This is a genomic window from Bacillus sp. FSL R9-9492, assembly GCF_038007365.1.
Classification (GTDB): Bacteria; Bacillota; Bacilli; order Bacillales; family Bacillaceae_G; genus Bacillus_A; species Bacillus_A mycoides.
The window spans coordinates 1,911,005-1,927,166 of record NZ_JBBOXC010000001.1; the positions used below are offsets into that span (position 1 = coordinate 1,911,005).

The window sequence follows — 16,162 nt, forward strand, 5'->3', positions numbered from 1 at the left end:
ATAGGGGTGGAGAGTATGAGTTTAGCACTTTTATCAAGTATAGTAGCAGTTTGTATGGCTGTTGGTGTAATGTTTCTTCGCTTTAAGTCAGCGGAAAAACCGATAGTGAAAAAGAAAATTATATTACCACCAATTTTTATGAGTACGGGTGCAATGATGTACTTCTTACCAGAGTTTCGATTAACATCTTTAGAAATAGTAGAGGCAATTAGTATAGGACTTATTTTCTCTATATTTCTTATTAAAACATCGAAGTTTGAAATAAGAGGCGAAGATATATATATGAAACCGTCAAAAGCGTTCATATTTATTTTAGTTGGATTATTAGCTGTACGAGTAGGACTTAAATCATATTTAAGTCAATCGATTGATTTGGCGCAATTAAGCGGGATGTTTTTCTTACTCGCTTTTGCGATGATTGTATCGTGGAGAATTGCGATGTATCGCTCGTTTACTAAATTAGAAAAGACAATAAAAAGAGCTGGAATTTCTATATAGGAATTTCAGCTCTTTTTATGTTTTATACGATTGTTTTTTTAGCTTTGATTTCATTTGCTTAATTTTAAACGGATTTGAGCATCTTGTAATGCAACTGGTGTAACGTTAAGACCATTTTGATCAACGATTTTTGTGTTTAATAAAATGGAATCTAAGCTCCCGCGAAATGTTTTTGTATAGTTTTGACGCAACATTTGTTGTTCTTGTTTTTCATCAACTGTTAATCCAGATGTTCTTTCTTTTTTTGATAATTCGTTAATACGGAATAAAATGTTTTTCATTTGTTTTCACCTCTAGTTAAATTTAATTACATTAGTTACTTACTAATTTATAGTTATTTTAACCTATCTTTTAATAAGTGTCAATGCCTATAAACATTCCTTGTTTTGTAAGTGTATGGGGTGATAAAGAATGAAAAAACTACAAATACTTGAAATAGAAAAGATGTTAATATACAATACCTAAGTAGGGTATGTAGAGTATTGTTTTACTTTATGAGAGTAATAAGCAAAAAGGAGTATGTAATAATGAATTCAGTAATTTCAAGGAAAGAAACAATCATATCATATAGCATTGCAATTCTATTTATATTAGCGATGGTTACAGCTGGTGTACTATTAGATGATCCAGAAGTAATTTTGCCGGAAATAGCTGCGATGGCAATAGCTTTATGGGCATATCGTGAGCCGGGATGGCTAAGACAACCAGAAAAAATCTTTATTGCGCCGTCAATAACAGCTGTTATTGGTTTTGCAGTGAATCAAATGGATATTTCCTATATGGGAAAAGTTTGCTTAACACTTATATTAATGATGTTGTTTTTACGTGTTATTCAATCCAATTTAGCACCATCTATTGCGACAGGTTTATTACCATTAGTAACAAATGCGACGGAATGGTCATTTGTTATCTCAGTCTTCGTTTTGACATTTATTTTAATGATTGGTGTTCTTATTTTTAAATTGAATAACGGTATTGAGAGAAAAGTTAAAATCCAATATAAATATATGGTTGTATTTCTATTTTTAAATTTTGTATGGATCAGTTTATGTTGGATAACTGGTTATGAACAATTAGCGGTTATTCCGCCAATTCTAGTCGTAGTGTATGAATCACTTCAAAAACCGATGTACAATGAAAAAATGGCATTTAAACAAATATTAGTATTAACTACATCAGCAACTGTTGGAACTTTATTGTATTTTGCAATTGATTCATGGATTGTAGTCACTTTATTAAATATGATATTAATGCTAATTTTATTAAAAATCGTTGGAGTACGTATTCCAGCAGCATATGCATTTCCGTTATTGCCGCTCGTATTTCCTGATGAAATGATAAAAATGTTACCTGTAGGCTCATTCATTGCGGGGGTATTCTTATTTGGGGCAGTACTACTGTATAAAAAATGGGAGATGAAGCAGAGGGGGATGCAGAAGAGTTAAAAATAATTTGCAAAAAAGGTAAGTTCAAGTCACTTGAGCTTACCTTTTTTATTTATACCCAATATAAGGATATATCATAAAGTCCAATTAAAATGAGTAGTACCCCTGCTATAAGTTGAATGTTTTTTCCTATTTTTCGGCTCTTTTTCAGTAAAGTCCCATTTAATCCAAGATAGGAGATGATGAACATTAGTACAACGATAGGTAGAGCAGTTCCTATCGAAAAGAATGTCGGAAACAAGTATCCATAATTAGATGAGAAAGATAAAGGGATTAACGTTCCGAAAAATAGAACGAACATAGTCGGACAGAAGGCTAAGGAAAAAAAGAATCCAAGTAAAAATGAGCCAACCTCATTTTGTTTTCGTATAAATTTGATCGAGAAGAAACTTCTTCCTTTTATAATACCTGCCAACATTAACCCCATTAAAATTAATAAAGGTCCAATTATTTTTCGTAACCATGGGAAATACAAAGTTAATATTTGCTGAATCTCTTTTCCTAAGAACCATACTAATAGTCCAAGTGTCGTAAAAGCTCCTATTTTTCCTAAAATGAATAACAATATATGTTTCCATGCATGTCCCTTTTGTAAAGATTGATTCCCATAAAGTGTAATAGCGCTAATGTTTCCTGTTAATTGGCAAGGAGCCAGGGTACCTACTACGCCTAATAAAAACGCAAATAATAGAGGTACTGATTTCGTAGCATTCGCGACATCCATTAAAGGAGACATGAGTTGATAACTCCACTCGCTAATTGTTGAAAACACGTTATATTCACCTTTCTAATTAAATTGGAATGTTCCCTCTTTAGTAATCTGCTTCCAAGTTTTCCCCTCATCTGTAGAAAGGAACACATTTGCTTTCATTGTAGCAAATACTATTTCAGCTGAATTTTGAGGGTTTTGTGATATGTACATAATTGTATCTTTAGAATCTAAAGATGGAATTTGTAAGTTTGTTTCTTCATTTGTAGCAATTGATTTCTTCGTTATCATTTGTTTGTTTTCCTTATTAATAGGGGCATAAATGACATCTTCATCGCTAAATGTAACTGCTGTCGATTCAAGAGATTTAGAGAATAATTTAAAAGTATTCCCGTAATCTGTAGACAAATATACACCGTCTTTAGCACTTACCGCGACTACACTAGATTGATCTGGATGTGCGGAAAAGGAATGGATTGTACTTGAAAGACCGTTTAACTTACTATTTTTCCATTCTTGTCCGTTGTCCGTACTGAAATAAAAACCTTGTTCTAATTTAGAATTAGGACGCTCATTGTATAAATAAATTGCTTCCGTATTATATCCGACAGCAAGGTTATGAAAATCAGATTCTCCATAAAACGCTAGCTTTTCAAGGGTATTACCGCCATCAGAACTTTTCATTAATCCTAAAGGGTTTTTTAAGTTTGCTCCTGGTTCAGGATGCCCGCTAGCAAAAAATCCATTTTTTGTTGCCTGAAAGCCCATATAATCGTGTAACTGTGTAGTAGTTTCAAACCATTTGCCATCTTGATAAACTTTTATACCACTGTGCGTTGCGATAGAAATCCCAGGCATATTTCCTGCATAGCCAATTCCATGAATGTGCTCGATTTTTCCAGATGTAATTTCTTTATAGAAGTTTTGCGGAATCGTATTTGCTGTTTCTGTATTTTTGGGTTGAGATTGCACGGTTTCTTTTTTAGCTGGTGCTGTTTCAGCATTGCTAGAACATCCTGTAATTATTAATAAAGAAGTAATTGCTAACCCTGTTGCTACATAATGTTTCACTTTTGTAGACTCCTTTCCATATATATGAGATTTTAAGTATATGGAATAAATGTCAAGAAATTGTGGAGTGGTATGCATAATTTAGAGTGGAAGGGGCCCTAGTAATGAAGATTCTCTTTTCTCTATGAGCACTATTAATTGACGAAAAATTATAACAATAATAGAATGAATTATATTGGATAATCAGTTTCAAAATTATACATAGAACGCTAGGGGGATTATTATGAAATCAACATTTTTTGCTCAAAATAGAGAACGATTAGTAAACACATTACCGGATGAATCTATTACTATTTTATTTGCTGGGCAAGCACCTCATATGTCAGCCGATGCACATTATAAATTTGTGCCGAATCGAAATTTTTACTATTTAACGGGAATCGATGAGCCAAATGTTATTTTCATGTTGAAAAAGTTTGGAAATAGTGTGGAAGAAACTCTTTTCATTGAAAAGTCAGATCCAGTAATGGAAAAATGGGACGGTAAAACAGTTTCTAAAGAAGATGCAGAACAAATTTCAGGCATAAAAAAAGTTGTATATATAGAAAGCTTTGAGAAGACAATGGCAAATACACTTTTCACAGAAAATGTGAAGCATCTGTATTTAGATTTAGAGCGTCGTGAGTGGACGGGTACTGAGACGAAAACGTTAGCGTTTGCTAAACATGTAAGAGAACAGTACCCACACATAACAATTGGTAACGTATACCCGATCGCTTGTGAATTACGAGTGTTTAAAACAGAAGAAGAAATTGAAATCATTAAAGAAGCGATTGCTGTAACTAAAGAGGGTATTTATAACGTGCTGAAGCATGCAAAAGCAGATGCGATGGAATATGAATTAGAAGCTCATTTTGATTTTACGCTTAAATCATCTGGAATTAAACATCATGCGTTTAATACAATTTTAGCGAGCGGTAAAAATGCTACAGTCCTTCATTATGAAGATAATGATGCACAAATTCAAAATGGTGATTTAGTACTGCTCGATTTAGGTGCTCAGAAAGATTACTACAACGCTGATATTAGTTACACATTCCCAGCGAGTGGAACATTCTCTAGTCGCCAAAAACAAATATATAATATCGTGTTAAAAGCATTGAAAGAAACAACTGAGATTATTAAGCCAGGAGTAAAGTTTGCTGCATTAAATGAGCATACAAAAAAAGTACTAGCAAAAGAGTGTAAAGCAATTGCTTTAATTCAAGAAGACGAGGAACTATCTAAATATTACTATCATGGTGTCAGCCATTTCCTTGGTTTAGATACTCACGATGTAGGAACATACAAAGATAGAGTATTAGAAGAAGGTATGGTTATAACAATTGAACCTGGTCTATATATTGAAGAAGAATCAATTGGAATTCGTATTGAAGATGATATTCTTGTAACAAAAGATGGCTATGAAAACTTGTCAAAAGATATCATTAGAGAAGTTGAAGAGATTGAAGAATTTATGAGTGAAAATAATGTAAATGTAAAAGAAGATGAAGTTGTTACGAAATAATAATTAGAAGAGACGCTCAATTTTGGGCGTCTTTTTATTTTGCTCATTTTATATCTCCATATTTTCTTGAAAATTGTCTTCTATAATAATCTTGAAAAAGAAAAAGGAGGGATTTTCCATGAAGAGATTTGTATTAACAGCAGTTACAATCTCCGTAATATCTTTAATTGCTGCATGTTCTGCGACCACAAATACAACAAATGATCATAAAAATATGAATGATAAAAAAGCAGAACAGACTGAAACTGCTACAAAACCATTGAAAGTTATAAAAGGACCAGAAGTTACTTTAGTAGCGAAAGAAGAAAAGCAAAAGCTAAGTAGCGGTGTTATTGTTCCGGTCTGGACATTTAATGGTTCATCTCCTGGACCAGAAATCAGGGTGAAAAAAGGTGAAAAGGTTAAAGTGACATTAAAAAATGAATTATCTGCACCAGTATCTATTCATTGGCATGGATATCCAGTCCCAAATAACATGGATGGAATTCCGGGTGTGACACAAGATGCGGTTGAATCAGGAAAAAGTTTCACCTATGAATTTGAAGCGAACGTACCAGGAACGTATTGGTATCATTCACATCAAGATTCTGTAAATCAACTAGATAGAGGTTTGTATGGTGCTCTTATTGTAGAGGATACAAGTGAAAAGTATGATAAAGATTACACATTAATGTTAGATGAATGGGTAACAGATAAAGAAGAAATTAATAAGCAGTTAAAAGAAATGACAAAAGGGAAAACAGAAAAAGCAGACGGTAATAAATCTAGTAAGGATAATGAAAATACGAAAAAGAATGATGATATGAAAGGCATGGATCATTCCGGTATGGATATGGGCAGTGATAAAAAAGATGCCGGCAATATGGCAGGAATGGACCATGGAAATATGAAGATGGAAGGTCATGATATGAGTATGTATGACATATTCACAATCAATGGTAAAAGCGGAGATTTAGTAGAGCCATTAAAAGTGAATAAGGGGGATAAAGTTCGTCTTCGACTCGTTAATGCGGGTTATCTATCACATGATATACACGTTCACGGTCATGATTTAAAAGTAATTGCAACAGATGGTCAACCAATTAATGATCCAAAAGTTATAAAAGACAAAGTAATTTCAATTGCACCGGGTGAACGTTATGATGTTGAATTTACAGCTAACAATCCTGGGAGATGGTACGTTGAAGACCATTCGAAAAATAAGGGTGCAAAAGGAATGAAAGCTGTTATTGAATATGAAGGTAGTAAAGAGATGAAAGATAAAGCAAACGAAAAAGAAAAACTACCAAAATTAGATATGACGAAATATGGTGCGAAAAAATTAGGTAGTTTCACGTTAGACCAGCAGTATACTGCCACATATAATATGGACTTGAATACGCAAATGAATGGAAAGGAAATGGTATATACAATTAACGGAAAAATATTTCCGGATATTGATCCAATTCCAGTGAAAAAGGGTGATTTAGTAAGAGTAAAATTAGTAAATCGCTCTAAAGCGGACGATCATCCGATGCATTTACACGGTCATTTCTTCCAGGTGTTAAGTAAAGACGGAAAACCGGTAGAAGGTTCTCCAATTGTTAAAGACACTTTGAACTTAAAACCAGGAGAAGAATATGAAGTAGCCTTTGTAGCAGACAATCCGGGTGATTGGATGTTCCACTGTCATGATTTACACCATGCTTCAGCGGGGATGGTAACAGAAGTAAAATATACAGATTACAAATCTGATTATGTTCCAAACCCTAACATTCCTAATAAGCCAGAATAAAGTAAAATTCAAGTAGTTTATAATAAAATAAAGCAGTTATCTTATGGATAGCTGCTTTTATATGTAATGTTGTGAATTGGGAATATTATTTTTATAAAAGTTTAGACAATAAGAGAGAGAAATACCGTGTAGTAAGAGTTTACAAGATTAAAAATGGGATTTTTGCTATTTAGATATTTTAAAAAGCATACTCGTTTTTGATTAGAAGTTGAGAAAATTACAGTGATAAATTTAATGTATTGTAGTTCAAAAAGGATAGATACTTATATTTGACCTTTCTTTTATTTTATACTACAATCCGTAGTGTGAAGGGAGGATGGGTATGTTCAAGTAAAATTATAAGTTAAATGAAGAGGGCCTAAATTACTGTTTTTGACCGTTTGAAAAAAACATAGTAAATATTTGGTATTTAGAAGGTGTCATAATTAAAGAAGAGCAGTAAAAATTAATGCTACGACGTTATAGCACATTTCAAGAATCGTTAGCTGATCAGTACATAATATGAATTCATCTTTTGGATTTTGAAGTGCTTTGCTTAATTTTATTGGGATGGAAAAAGCTTCAAATGAGCTTGTAACCGTATCTTTTACGAAAACTGCGATTAACTTACGGATGCAGCAGATTGTAGATCCATCTTCTGTTAAATGGAATATTCAGTTATACATATGAAAAGTTAATGAAACAGCAGGGCTATTTTTTATTTTTGCAGTATTAATTATGGGTGAGTGTTTGTAGCTTTTTTTTGAGAATTTAAACTACACAGTGTAGTGTTCGGTGAAAAGAAGCAAAATGAATGCAGCAGATTAAAAGATATGGATTGTACTAGGAACGGGGATGCTTTCATTGGTCTCACCGTGCATCGGTCCAATTTTGACAGCATTATTAATGCTTGGTGCAACGAATCCAGATCAAGTATTTATTTACATTACAGTTTACAAACTGGGATTTACGATTCCTTTTTTCTTAATTGCCTTCTTCGTTACGAAAGAATGGAATAATACCTCCGTTGAATATCTAGAAATAGAGGTTGATAGAAAAGAAGAGTACAACATGAGTAGAAAAGCATTTGATATAAAAAATAATAAACTAAAGATATGATGATACTTAAATGTATTTATGGGAAGGTGTTTAATACCTATGAAAAGAATTTTAGCTAGTGTGGCAGTAGTTTCTGTTGCAGGAAGTACATTTATTGGTAATGCTCAAGCGCAAACTTCTATAATGCCAAAAGACAAAAAAAATGAGCAATCTACTGATGCAGTAACATATGAAAATCCAGTAACAGTAAACACGAATGTTCTACGTGTTCGCACACAGCCAAATACGTCTAGTGCAATAATGGGGCGCGTGTATGAAGGGAAAGTTTTACAAGTTATTGGAGAAGATAACGGTTGGCTGAAAATTAATCATAACGGAAAAATTGGCTACGTAAGTGGTGAATTTGTTTCGGAAAAAGGTGTATCAGCGAAGACGAATGTAAGTACGAGTCGTAGTAAAACTGTAACTGCTAATATATTACGTGTTCGCACACAGCCAAATACGTCTAGTGCAATAATGGGGCGCGTGTATGAAGGGAAAGTTTTACAAGTTATTGGAGAAGATAACGGTTGGTTGAAAATTAACCATAATGGAAAAGTAGGTTATGTAAGCAGTCAATTTGTAATAGACGATAGCTCAAATGGAAGTGATAATAACAATGGAAAAGTTCAAGTAGCGAGTGGGAATTACAAAGTTAACGTATCCTCCCTCCGCGTTCGTACAGGTCCAAGTACTTCCCATACGATTTTAGGCTCTATACATAAAGGACAAGTTGTTCAAGTAACTGGTGAAGTTCAAGACTGGGTCAAAATTAACTATAGTGGACAAACTGCTTATATTAGTAAAGATTACATTTCAAAGAGTGGCTCTAATGCAAATGTAGGCCAAACAAATGAACAACAAAATAATGTTACGGTTCAAACTGACGGTACATACATTGTAGACGCTACTTCTTTACGTGTGCGTACAGGTCCTGCTACTTACCATAGTGTAATTGGTGGTGTATTAAACGGACAAACATTGCAAGTAACTGGCGTTGAAAATGGCTGGTTGAAAATTAATCATAATGGAAGAACTGGTTATGTAAGCAGTGAATATGTAAAATTCGTTAAAGGGGGTACACCATCAAAACCTGAAACAAGTAATCCATCTACTGGAGCAACAGTTGGTGACTACTATGTTAACGTAAGCGTGTTAAATGTAAGAAGCGGTGCTGGTACAAATCATGGTGTAATCGGTGCTTTATCAAAAGGAATAAAAGTACAAGTTCTATTTGAACAAAATGGATGGGGGAGAATTAATTACAACGGTAAAAACGGTTATGTATCAAGTGAATTTCTATCAAAAACAAGTGAGACTGATGCAGAGGAGCAGCGACAATCCCAAGAGGTAAATACAACTAATGAAATTAAAACGAATGACTTTATTCAACCAGCTGTAGGAAGATATACTTCTGGATTTGAGAAACGTGGTGGGCAAATGCATCACGGATTAGATATTGCTGCTTCAGGAACAGTGCCAGTTGTTGTTGCCGCAGAAGGTGTAGTCACTCGCTCATATTATTCCACAAGCTACGGTAATGTTGTGTTTATTTCTCACAATATTAACGGACAAACATATATGACTGTATACGCTCATTTAAAGAGTCGTTCTGTTTCTGCAGGTCAAAAAGTGAAGCAAGGACAACAACTTGGCATAATGGGGAATACAGGACAATCTGAAGGACAACACTTACATTTTGAAATCCATAAAGGTGAATGGAATGCACAGAAGAGCAATGCTATGGATCCAAAACCATATATTAGTTAAGTAAGAATTTTTTATTTCAAGATGGGGGTATTGTATACCTCATCAAACTAAGAGAATTGAATATCTATGAAATGAAAAAATATACTATCAATCATGTAGATTTAGAAGGTTCATTAAGTGTAGAAAAGTAGAAAAATAATTGATGGTGAAGATTACGACATGAAGTAATTTGAAAAAGAGAGGTCACAGCATTGTAAGTCTGTGACCTCTTATTATATAATGCAAAGCTATTATTTATTAGTTTTCTGTATAATTATTAATCCTGATCCCATGCCAGAAGCTAAACTATAGTTATTATCTACAAATACTCCCAAATAATAAGTAAGTCGCATCCGTAAACCACTTTTCATTTGGGGCTGACGATTCAAAAGTATTTTTTATTTTCATCTGTTAAAAAATAAAATTATCGATTATAGCTGCTAGTGTTTATGTATATGTTGTTCATGTTCGGAGGGGAGCGGTGGGATATGGTCTGGGAATGTTACGAATACAGTAAGAACAATTACTACGCTGATCGAAAGTAATAATAGAAACCGACGATGGATATAAGTAGAAAAGGTTTCTGATAAAAGCTGAATCATACATGACATAGTTATCGTTATAGTAAGTAAAAGACTAATAAACAGTATACTATGAGCTTGTTGAGCGTTTAACATTTCTGTAATCATTGCTCCCATCATACTTGCCATTAATCCAGAGAACATTCCTTCTAAGGCGGTATACAGGTGAAAACGTAGACCGACTAAAAAACCGATAAACCCACTAATCAAAATAGCAAGCAAAGTAGAATATAGTAATTCTCCTTTAAAGAGAATACCTAAATAAAAACCGATACTTAAACCGATACTCATACTAAAAGACATAATAAATACCATATACTCCATTAGGGTACCCTTACGTTTAGAAATATATGATGTAATAATAATCGAGATACAACAAAGTGTTAAGGCAGTTAACGTATAAGCAAACATCATGATACCTCCCTGTCCTATCATTCACTTCATCATATGTTCAAATGGAGAGTACTTATGCTAATATATATCTGCAAATTATCTGCACAATTTAAAAAAGTAAGTTCAATATAATTCTCAAATAATGATGGTTATCTTAGTAGACGATGCTTCATAAGGAATTGTTGTATTTTTATTTTGAGAGAATATATGTAAGCAAGTAGTAGTGAATGGAAAAGACGCTCGATTTTTGAGCGTCTTTTTTGTCTATGAGCAAGCGAAAGAAAGTGTTATATAATGAGTTTCTATTGTGAAGCCATAAAGAATAAGCGTATAATATTATAGGTCTCCCATTTGTGAGACAAACCGCGAATGATAAATAAGATTGTTGTATTATCATCGCTTCTAAACATATAGACAATGAAAGTAACACTGGAATACAGATAGGGAGTTATAAAATGAAATTAATTATTGCCGAGAAACCAGATCAAGGTTTGGCTCTTGTTTCACAGTTTAAATATCGCCGGAAAGATGGATATTTAGAAGTAGAAGCGAATGAGTTATTTCCAAATGGAGCGTACTGTACATGGGCAATTGGTCATTTGACGCAGTTATGTAATCCAGAACATTATCACGCTGAGTGGAAGAAATGGTCACTTAATACATTACCGATGATTCCAGAGCGTTTTCAATTTGAGGTAACAAAGTCAAAGTATAAGCAATTTAACGTTGTGAAACAGCTGTTACATAATCCACAGGTAACAGAAATTATTCACGCGGGCGATGCTGGGCGTGAAGGGGAACTGATTGTAAGAAATATTATTAATCTTTGCAACGTGCAAAAGCCAATGAAGCGTCTTTGGATTTCATCTTTAACGAAGCAAGCTATTTATCAAGGATTTAAAAACTTACTAGATGAAGCAGATACGATTAATACGTATTACGAAGCATATACAAGATCTTGCGCTGACTGGGTCGTTGGTATGAATGCATCGCGTGTCTTTAGTATTTTGCTAAAGAAAAAAGGAATGAATGATGTGTTTTCCGCTGGTCGTGTACAAACACCAACATTAGCACTCATTGTAAAGCGTGAAAAAGAAATAGAGAACTTTAAGTCAGAGCCGTTTTGGGAAGTGTTCGCAACCTTTAATATAGAAGGAAAGAAATATGAGGGGAAATGGGAGAAAGATAATGAGTCCCGCTTAAATGACCCTGATTTGGCAAATAAAATTGCAGCGTTTTGTCAAAACAAACCGGCTGTAGTAAAAGAAATGAAAACGGAGCGTAAAGAGTTTCAGCCGCCGTTTTTATTTAATTTATCAGCACTGCAAGCGACAGCGAATAAAGCCTTTAAATTTTCACCAAAAAAGACACTTGATATAACGCAAGCACTATATCAAAAAGGGATTGTCTCTTACCCTCGTTCGGATTCTAACTATGTTACACAAGGAGAAGCAGCGACGTTCCCTGATATTTTACAGAAGTTAAGTCAGTTTGATGAATATAAAGGTTTATTGCCAGCACCAATTGAATCGATTATGAATAATAAGCGTTATGTGAATGAAAAGAAAGTTACAGATCACTACGCAATTATACCGACAGAGCAAGTTACAAATCCAAGCAAACTATCAGGTGATGAAAAGAAAATTTACGATATGATCGTAAGAAGGCTGATTGCGGCGCATTATGAAGTAGCAATCTTTGATTACACAACGATTACAACTCTTGTAGACGAACGTGCTGCGTTCATTTCGAAAGGAAAACAGCAAATTCAAGAAGGTTGGCGTAAAGTTATTTTCCAAGACGATAAAGATGACGAAACGATTCTTCCAATTGTAGCTGAAGGTGAACAAGGAAAAGTTGTAAAGGTGAAAGTGAAAGAAGGAAAAACACAGCCACCGAAACGTTATACAGAAGGACAACTCATTACGTTAATGAAAACGGCCGGTAAGTATTTAGAAAATGAAGAGCTTGAGAAAGTATTGAAGAAAACAGAAGGTTTAGGTACTGAGGCCACTCGTGCTGGTATTATTACAATGCTGAAAGACCGTAAATATATAGATGTACAGAAAAACCAAGTGTACGCAACCGATAAAGGGAAAGTATTAATTACAGCAATCGGTGATAAAATACTGGCTTCACCAGAAATGACAGCAAAATGGGAGCAACGCCTTGCGGAAATTGGAGAAGGTACAGCTTCACCAGCGACATTTATGGAGCAAACGAAAAAACTATCAGCTAAAATTATTGAAGACGCGGTAGAAATGTCCGAGAAATGGGATTTCACCGGATTACATGTTGAATCGATTGAGCGAAAAGGATCGAAATTTACAACAGGTAAAAAGGTCGGGAACTGTAAAAAATGCGATGGCGATGTTATTGATAAGTCGACGTTTTACGGTTGTTCTAACTACAATACAACACAATGTGACTTTACCATCTCGAAGAAGATTTTAAGCAAAGCTATTTCGCAAAAAAACATGACGAAACTATTAAAAGGTGAGAAGACCGATTTAATTAAAGGCTTTAAAAAAGGCGAGAAAACGTTTGATGCGAAGTTAGAGTGGAAAGATAATAAGATTAATTTTGTGTTTGAGAATTAAGTGGTTTTAACAAATGAAAAAGCTCTTTCCCGAGTAAAATGTGCTGTATTAGGTTTGAAAATATAGATAGAAAAGAAAAAGCATGACAATTTTAAAATGTACCCTATAGAATAGACACTGAAAAAAAGTCTATTCTATAGGGTATTTCTTGTATAATGAGAGAAAATTGGAATCGGAGAAGGTTTAAAATGACAAAAAAGCTATTTACAGAAAGAGACATTCAAATTCTATCAAATAACCCATATATAAAATCTGTAAGTCAGAAAGGTATCACTTATACAGATGAATTTAAGCGTATTTTTATTGAGGAGAATGCGAAAGGAAAACTACCCCGAAATATTTTTGAAGAATGTGGTTTTGATATAGATATGATTGGAATGAAACGAATTATGTCATCAGGAAGTAGATGGCGTGCTGCTTACAGAAAAAATGGTGTATTTGGTTTACGAGATACACGCACCGAAAACGCGGGAAGAACTCTTGAGAGAGAGCTTACGTTAGAAGAGAAGTATGCTCGTTTAGAAGCCGAACGGAACTTACTAAAGGCAGAAAATGAATTGTTAAAAAAGATCAAACTTATGGAAGGGAGGATGAAAAGGAAATAACGTTATCACCTAGTCAGAAATATATCCTGATTCGTTCTGTCATCATAAAATATAACTTAAGAAATATGGTGAGTTACTTGTGTAAAGTAGCTGGTGTATCCCGTTCGGGATACTATAATTATTTTTCCATTTCATCTCAAGAACAACGGAAACAAAAGAACGATCAAGATGAAATCGTGAAAGAAATCATATTAAAAGCACTTCGATTTAGAAATCGAAAGAAAGGGGCTCGTCAAATAAAAATGACATTGGCGGGTCATTTTCAAGTTGTCTACAATTTAAAGCGTATCCGTAGAATCATGAAGAAATATGAGATTGTCTGTCCGATTCGGAAAGCAAACCCTTATAAAAGAATGCTGAAAGCTTCAAAAGAACATCGAGTAGTGCCGAATCAATTAAATCGAGAATTTAAACAAAACACCCCAGGAAAAACACTTCTTACAGATATCACTTATTTAGTTTACGGTAAGAATAAAAGAGCTTATTTATCTACAATTTTAGATAGCTCAACCAATGAAATTTTAGCTTACCATGTTTCAGAACAGATGACATTAGACCTCGTAACAACAACTCTTCATAAACTAAAACGGAATAAGAGGATTCGATTGACTAACGGTGCATATATTCATTCAGATCAAGGAGCCCACTACACAAGCCCTACCTACCAAAAATTAGTCAAAAAGCTAAAGCTCGGACAATCTATGTCAAGAAGAGGAAACTGTTGGGATAACGCTCCACAGGAATCATTTTTTGGTCATCTGAAAGATGAAGCACATATAAAACCTTGCGAGTCTTTTACTGAGTTGAAACAAGAGATTAAGAAATATATGACGTACTATAATCACTATAGATATCAATGGAATTTAAAAAAGATGACTCCTGTTGGATGATATGATCCCCTTATAGTAGACAGTTGAAAGAAAGTTACTTTACTGTTTATTATGGAGGGGATTTTTTTATGGGGAAAATTAGAAGAACTTTTTCAATCGATTTTAAAATGAAAGCTATTGAATTGTACTTACATAGAGGAATTGGAAGTAAATTAATTGGAAAGGAATTAGGAGTTACATATTCAGTTATAGATAGATGGATTAAAAAATATAAAAATGAAGGGATTCTGGGCCTACAAGAAAAACGTGGAAGATCTAGACAAACAAATGAAATAAATCAAGATGCTAGAATACAACGATTAGAAGCGGAAAACGCATACTTAAAAAAGCTATTAGCTACGAAAAAGGAGATGAGGTCAAAAAAATCAAGTCAGTAGAATACGAGGTCATTCATACCTTAAAACAGAACTTTTCAATTGTATTGCTTTGTGAAATTGCAGGTGTTTCAAGAAGTGGGTATTATAAGTGGAAAAAAAGAATCAACGATCCCTCTGAAAAGATGAAAGAGGACCAATTTATCATGTCTAAAATAATAGAATGCGAACGAGATCCAGATATAAATGGTAGCTATGGTTACCGAAGAATTTGTATATGGCTTACAAAGTATTATGGTTTACAGGTAAATCACAAAAGAGTATATCGTTTAATGAGAAAAATGGGGATACAAGCTAAGATTCGAAAGAAAAAGTGGAGGCATTTTGGTTTAAAAGAACAATGCGTCGTGTCGGAAAATCTGTTAAACAGAGAGTTTTCAACTACAAGACCAAATCAAAAATGGGTTACAGATATAACCTATCTTACCTTTAACAAAAAGCGCATATATCTTTCCGTGATACTAGACCTTTACAATAACGAAGTTGTGGCCTACCAAATGAGCGAATACAACAATTTAAAATTAGTTACAGACACAGTTAATAAAGCCTTAAGAAAAAGAAAAGTCCACGAAACAGTATTACATAGCGACCGAGGTTATCAGTATACATCAAAAAAATATAACCAATTACTTAAAAAGCACAAAATAACTGTGAGTATGTCTAGGAAGGGAAATTGTTATGATAATGCATGTATAGAGAGCTTTTTTAGTCACTTTAAGGCAGAATGCTTTTATAGACATACGTTTCATGAAAAAGCAGAAGTTTTTAAGGCTACTAAAAGATATATGAGCTATTACAATAACAAAAGATTTCAAAAAAGATTAAACAACCTTAGTCCTATTGAATTTGGAACTAAGGCTGCTTAATGAAAAGACACCTAATCTATTAC

Annotated in this window: 14 protein-coding genes; 10 read left to right on the plus strand and 4 right to left on the minus strand. The window is 33.8% G+C overall.

The window, feature by feature from the left end:
• Positions 1 to 15 precede the first annotated feature (15 nt).
• Positions 16 to 498 (plus strand): CcdC family protein, encoded by a 483-nt coding sequence (locus MKY70_RS09740; protein ID WP_088032502.1) that lies wholly within the window; start codon positions 16 to 18, stop codon positions 496 to 498.
• Between the two features lie 50 nt (positions 499 to 548).
• On the opposite strand, the gene MKY70_RS09745 is transcribed toward MKY70_RS09740, so the two are convergent.
• Positions 549 to 779, minus strand: coding sequence for a DUF896 domain-containing protein (locus tag MKY70_RS09745; RefSeq protein WP_002035023.1), 231 nt, complete (start codon positions 777 to 779; stop codon positions 549 to 551).
• A gap of 246 nt (positions 780 to 1,025) precedes the next feature.
• On the opposite strand from MKY70_RS09745, the gene MKY70_RS09750 reads away from it, so the two are divergent.
• The gene (locus tag MKY70_RS09750) at positions 1,026 to 1,943 is read left to right on the plus strand and encodes an HPP family protein (protein WP_140152370.1); all 918 of its coding nucleotides are present in this window, start codon (positions 1,026 to 1,028) and stop codon (positions 1,941 to 1,943) included.
• 52 nt (positions 1,944 to 1,995) lie between these two features.
• Here MKY70_RS09750 and MKY70_RS09755 read toward each other — a convergent pair whose 3' ends face one another.
• Both MKY70_RS09755 and MKY70_RS09760 read right to left on the minus strand, forming a co-directional pair.
• Positions 1,996 to 2,715: an urease accessory protein UreH domain-containing protein gene (locus MKY70_RS09755; RefSeq protein ID WP_254904957.1), complete on the minus strand. Its 720-nt coding sequence runs from the start codon at positions 2,713 to 2,715 to the stop codon at positions 1,996 to 1,998.
• 15 nt (positions 2,716 to 2,730) lie between these two features.
• Positions 2,731 to 3,723 carry a F510_1955 family glycosylhydrolase gene (locus MKY70_RS09760; protein WP_088032508.1) on the minus strand — a complete coding sequence of 331 codons (993 nt, stop codon included), beginning with the start codon at positions 3,721 to 3,723 and terminating at the stop codon, positions 2,731 to 2,733.
• Positions 3,724 to 3,946: 223 nt separating this feature from the next.
• On the opposite strand from MKY70_RS09760, the gene MKY70_RS09765 reads away from it, so the two are divergent.
• From MKY70_RS09765 to MKY70_RS09780, 4 genes are all read left to right on the plus strand, one after another.
• Positions 3,947 to 5,230 carry an aminopeptidase P family protein gene (locus tag MKY70_RS09765; RefSeq protein ID WP_341024051.1) on the plus strand — a complete coding sequence of 428 codons (1,284 nt, stop codon included), beginning with the start codon at positions 3,947 to 3,949 and terminating at the stop codon, positions 5,228 to 5,230.
• A 118-nt stretch (positions 5,231 to 5,348) separates the two neighbouring features.
• Positions 5,349 to 7,004, plus strand: a complete 1,656-nt coding sequence (locus MKY70_RS09770) for a multicopper oxidase family protein (protein ID WP_113735348.1) — start codon at positions 5,349 to 5,351, stop codon at positions 7,002 to 7,004.
• A gap of 870 nt (positions 7,005 to 7,874) precedes the next feature.
• The gene (locus MKY70_RS30810) at positions 7,875 to 8,102 is read left to right on the plus strand and encodes a hypothetical protein (protein ID WP_445662172.1); all 228 of its coding nucleotides are present in this window, start codon (positions 7,875 to 7,877) and stop codon (positions 8,100 to 8,102) included.
• 39 nt (positions 8,103 to 8,141) lie between these two features.
• Positions 8,142 to 9,851 (plus strand): SH3 domain-containing protein, encoded by a 1,710-nt coding sequence (locus MKY70_RS09780; RefSeq protein WP_341074498.1) that lies wholly within the window; start codon positions 8,142 to 8,144, stop codon positions 9,849 to 9,851.
• 419 nt (positions 9,852 to 10,270) lie between these two features.
• Here the strand turns inward: MKY70_RS09780 and MKY70_RS09785 are convergent, their stop codons facing one another.
• Entirely contained in the window at positions 10,271 to 10,846 is a 576-nt protein-coding gene (locus tag MKY70_RS09785) for a hypothetical protein (protein WP_341024053.1), read from the minus strand.
• Positions 10,847 to 11,259: 413 nt separating this feature from the next.
• Between MKY70_RS09785 and topB the strand changes: the two genes are divergently transcribed.
• The 4 genes from topB to MKY70_RS09805 all read left to right on the plus strand — a co-directional run bounded on the left by topB (position 11,260) and on the right by MKY70_RS09805 (position 16,139).
• Positions 11,260 to 13,404 (plus strand): DNA topoisomerase III, encoded by a 2,145-nt coding sequence (topB, locus tag MKY70_RS09790; RefSeq protein WP_002012275.1) that lies wholly within the window; start codon positions 11,260 to 11,262, stop codon positions 13,402 to 13,404.
• Positions 13,405 to 13,592: 188 nt separating this feature from the next.
• A protein-coding gene (locus tag MKY70_RS09795) for an IS3 family transposase (RefSeq protein WP_341074499.1) occupies positions 13,593 to 14,899 on the plus strand; the annotation gives its coding sequence in 2 pieces (ribosomal slippage) (positions 13,593 to 13,974 and positions 13,974 to 14,899; 1,308 coding nt in all).
• A gap of 68 nt (positions 14,900 to 14,967) precedes the next feature.
• A complete protein-coding gene (locus tag MKY70_RS09800; protein WP_088031135.1) occupies positions 14,968 to 15,276 on the plus strand; it encodes a helix-turn-helix domain-containing protein in 309 nt (102 codons plus the stop codon).
• Positions 15,264 to 16,139, plus strand: a complete 876-nt coding sequence (locus tag MKY70_RS09805; protein WP_229194014.1) for an IS3 family transposase — start codon at positions 15,264 to 15,266, stop codon at positions 16,137 to 16,139. The genes MKY70_RS09800 and MKY70_RS09805 overlap by 13 nt, the downstream gene beginning before the upstream one ends.
• The last annotated feature ends 23 nt before the right edge of the window (positions 16,140 to 16,162 follow it).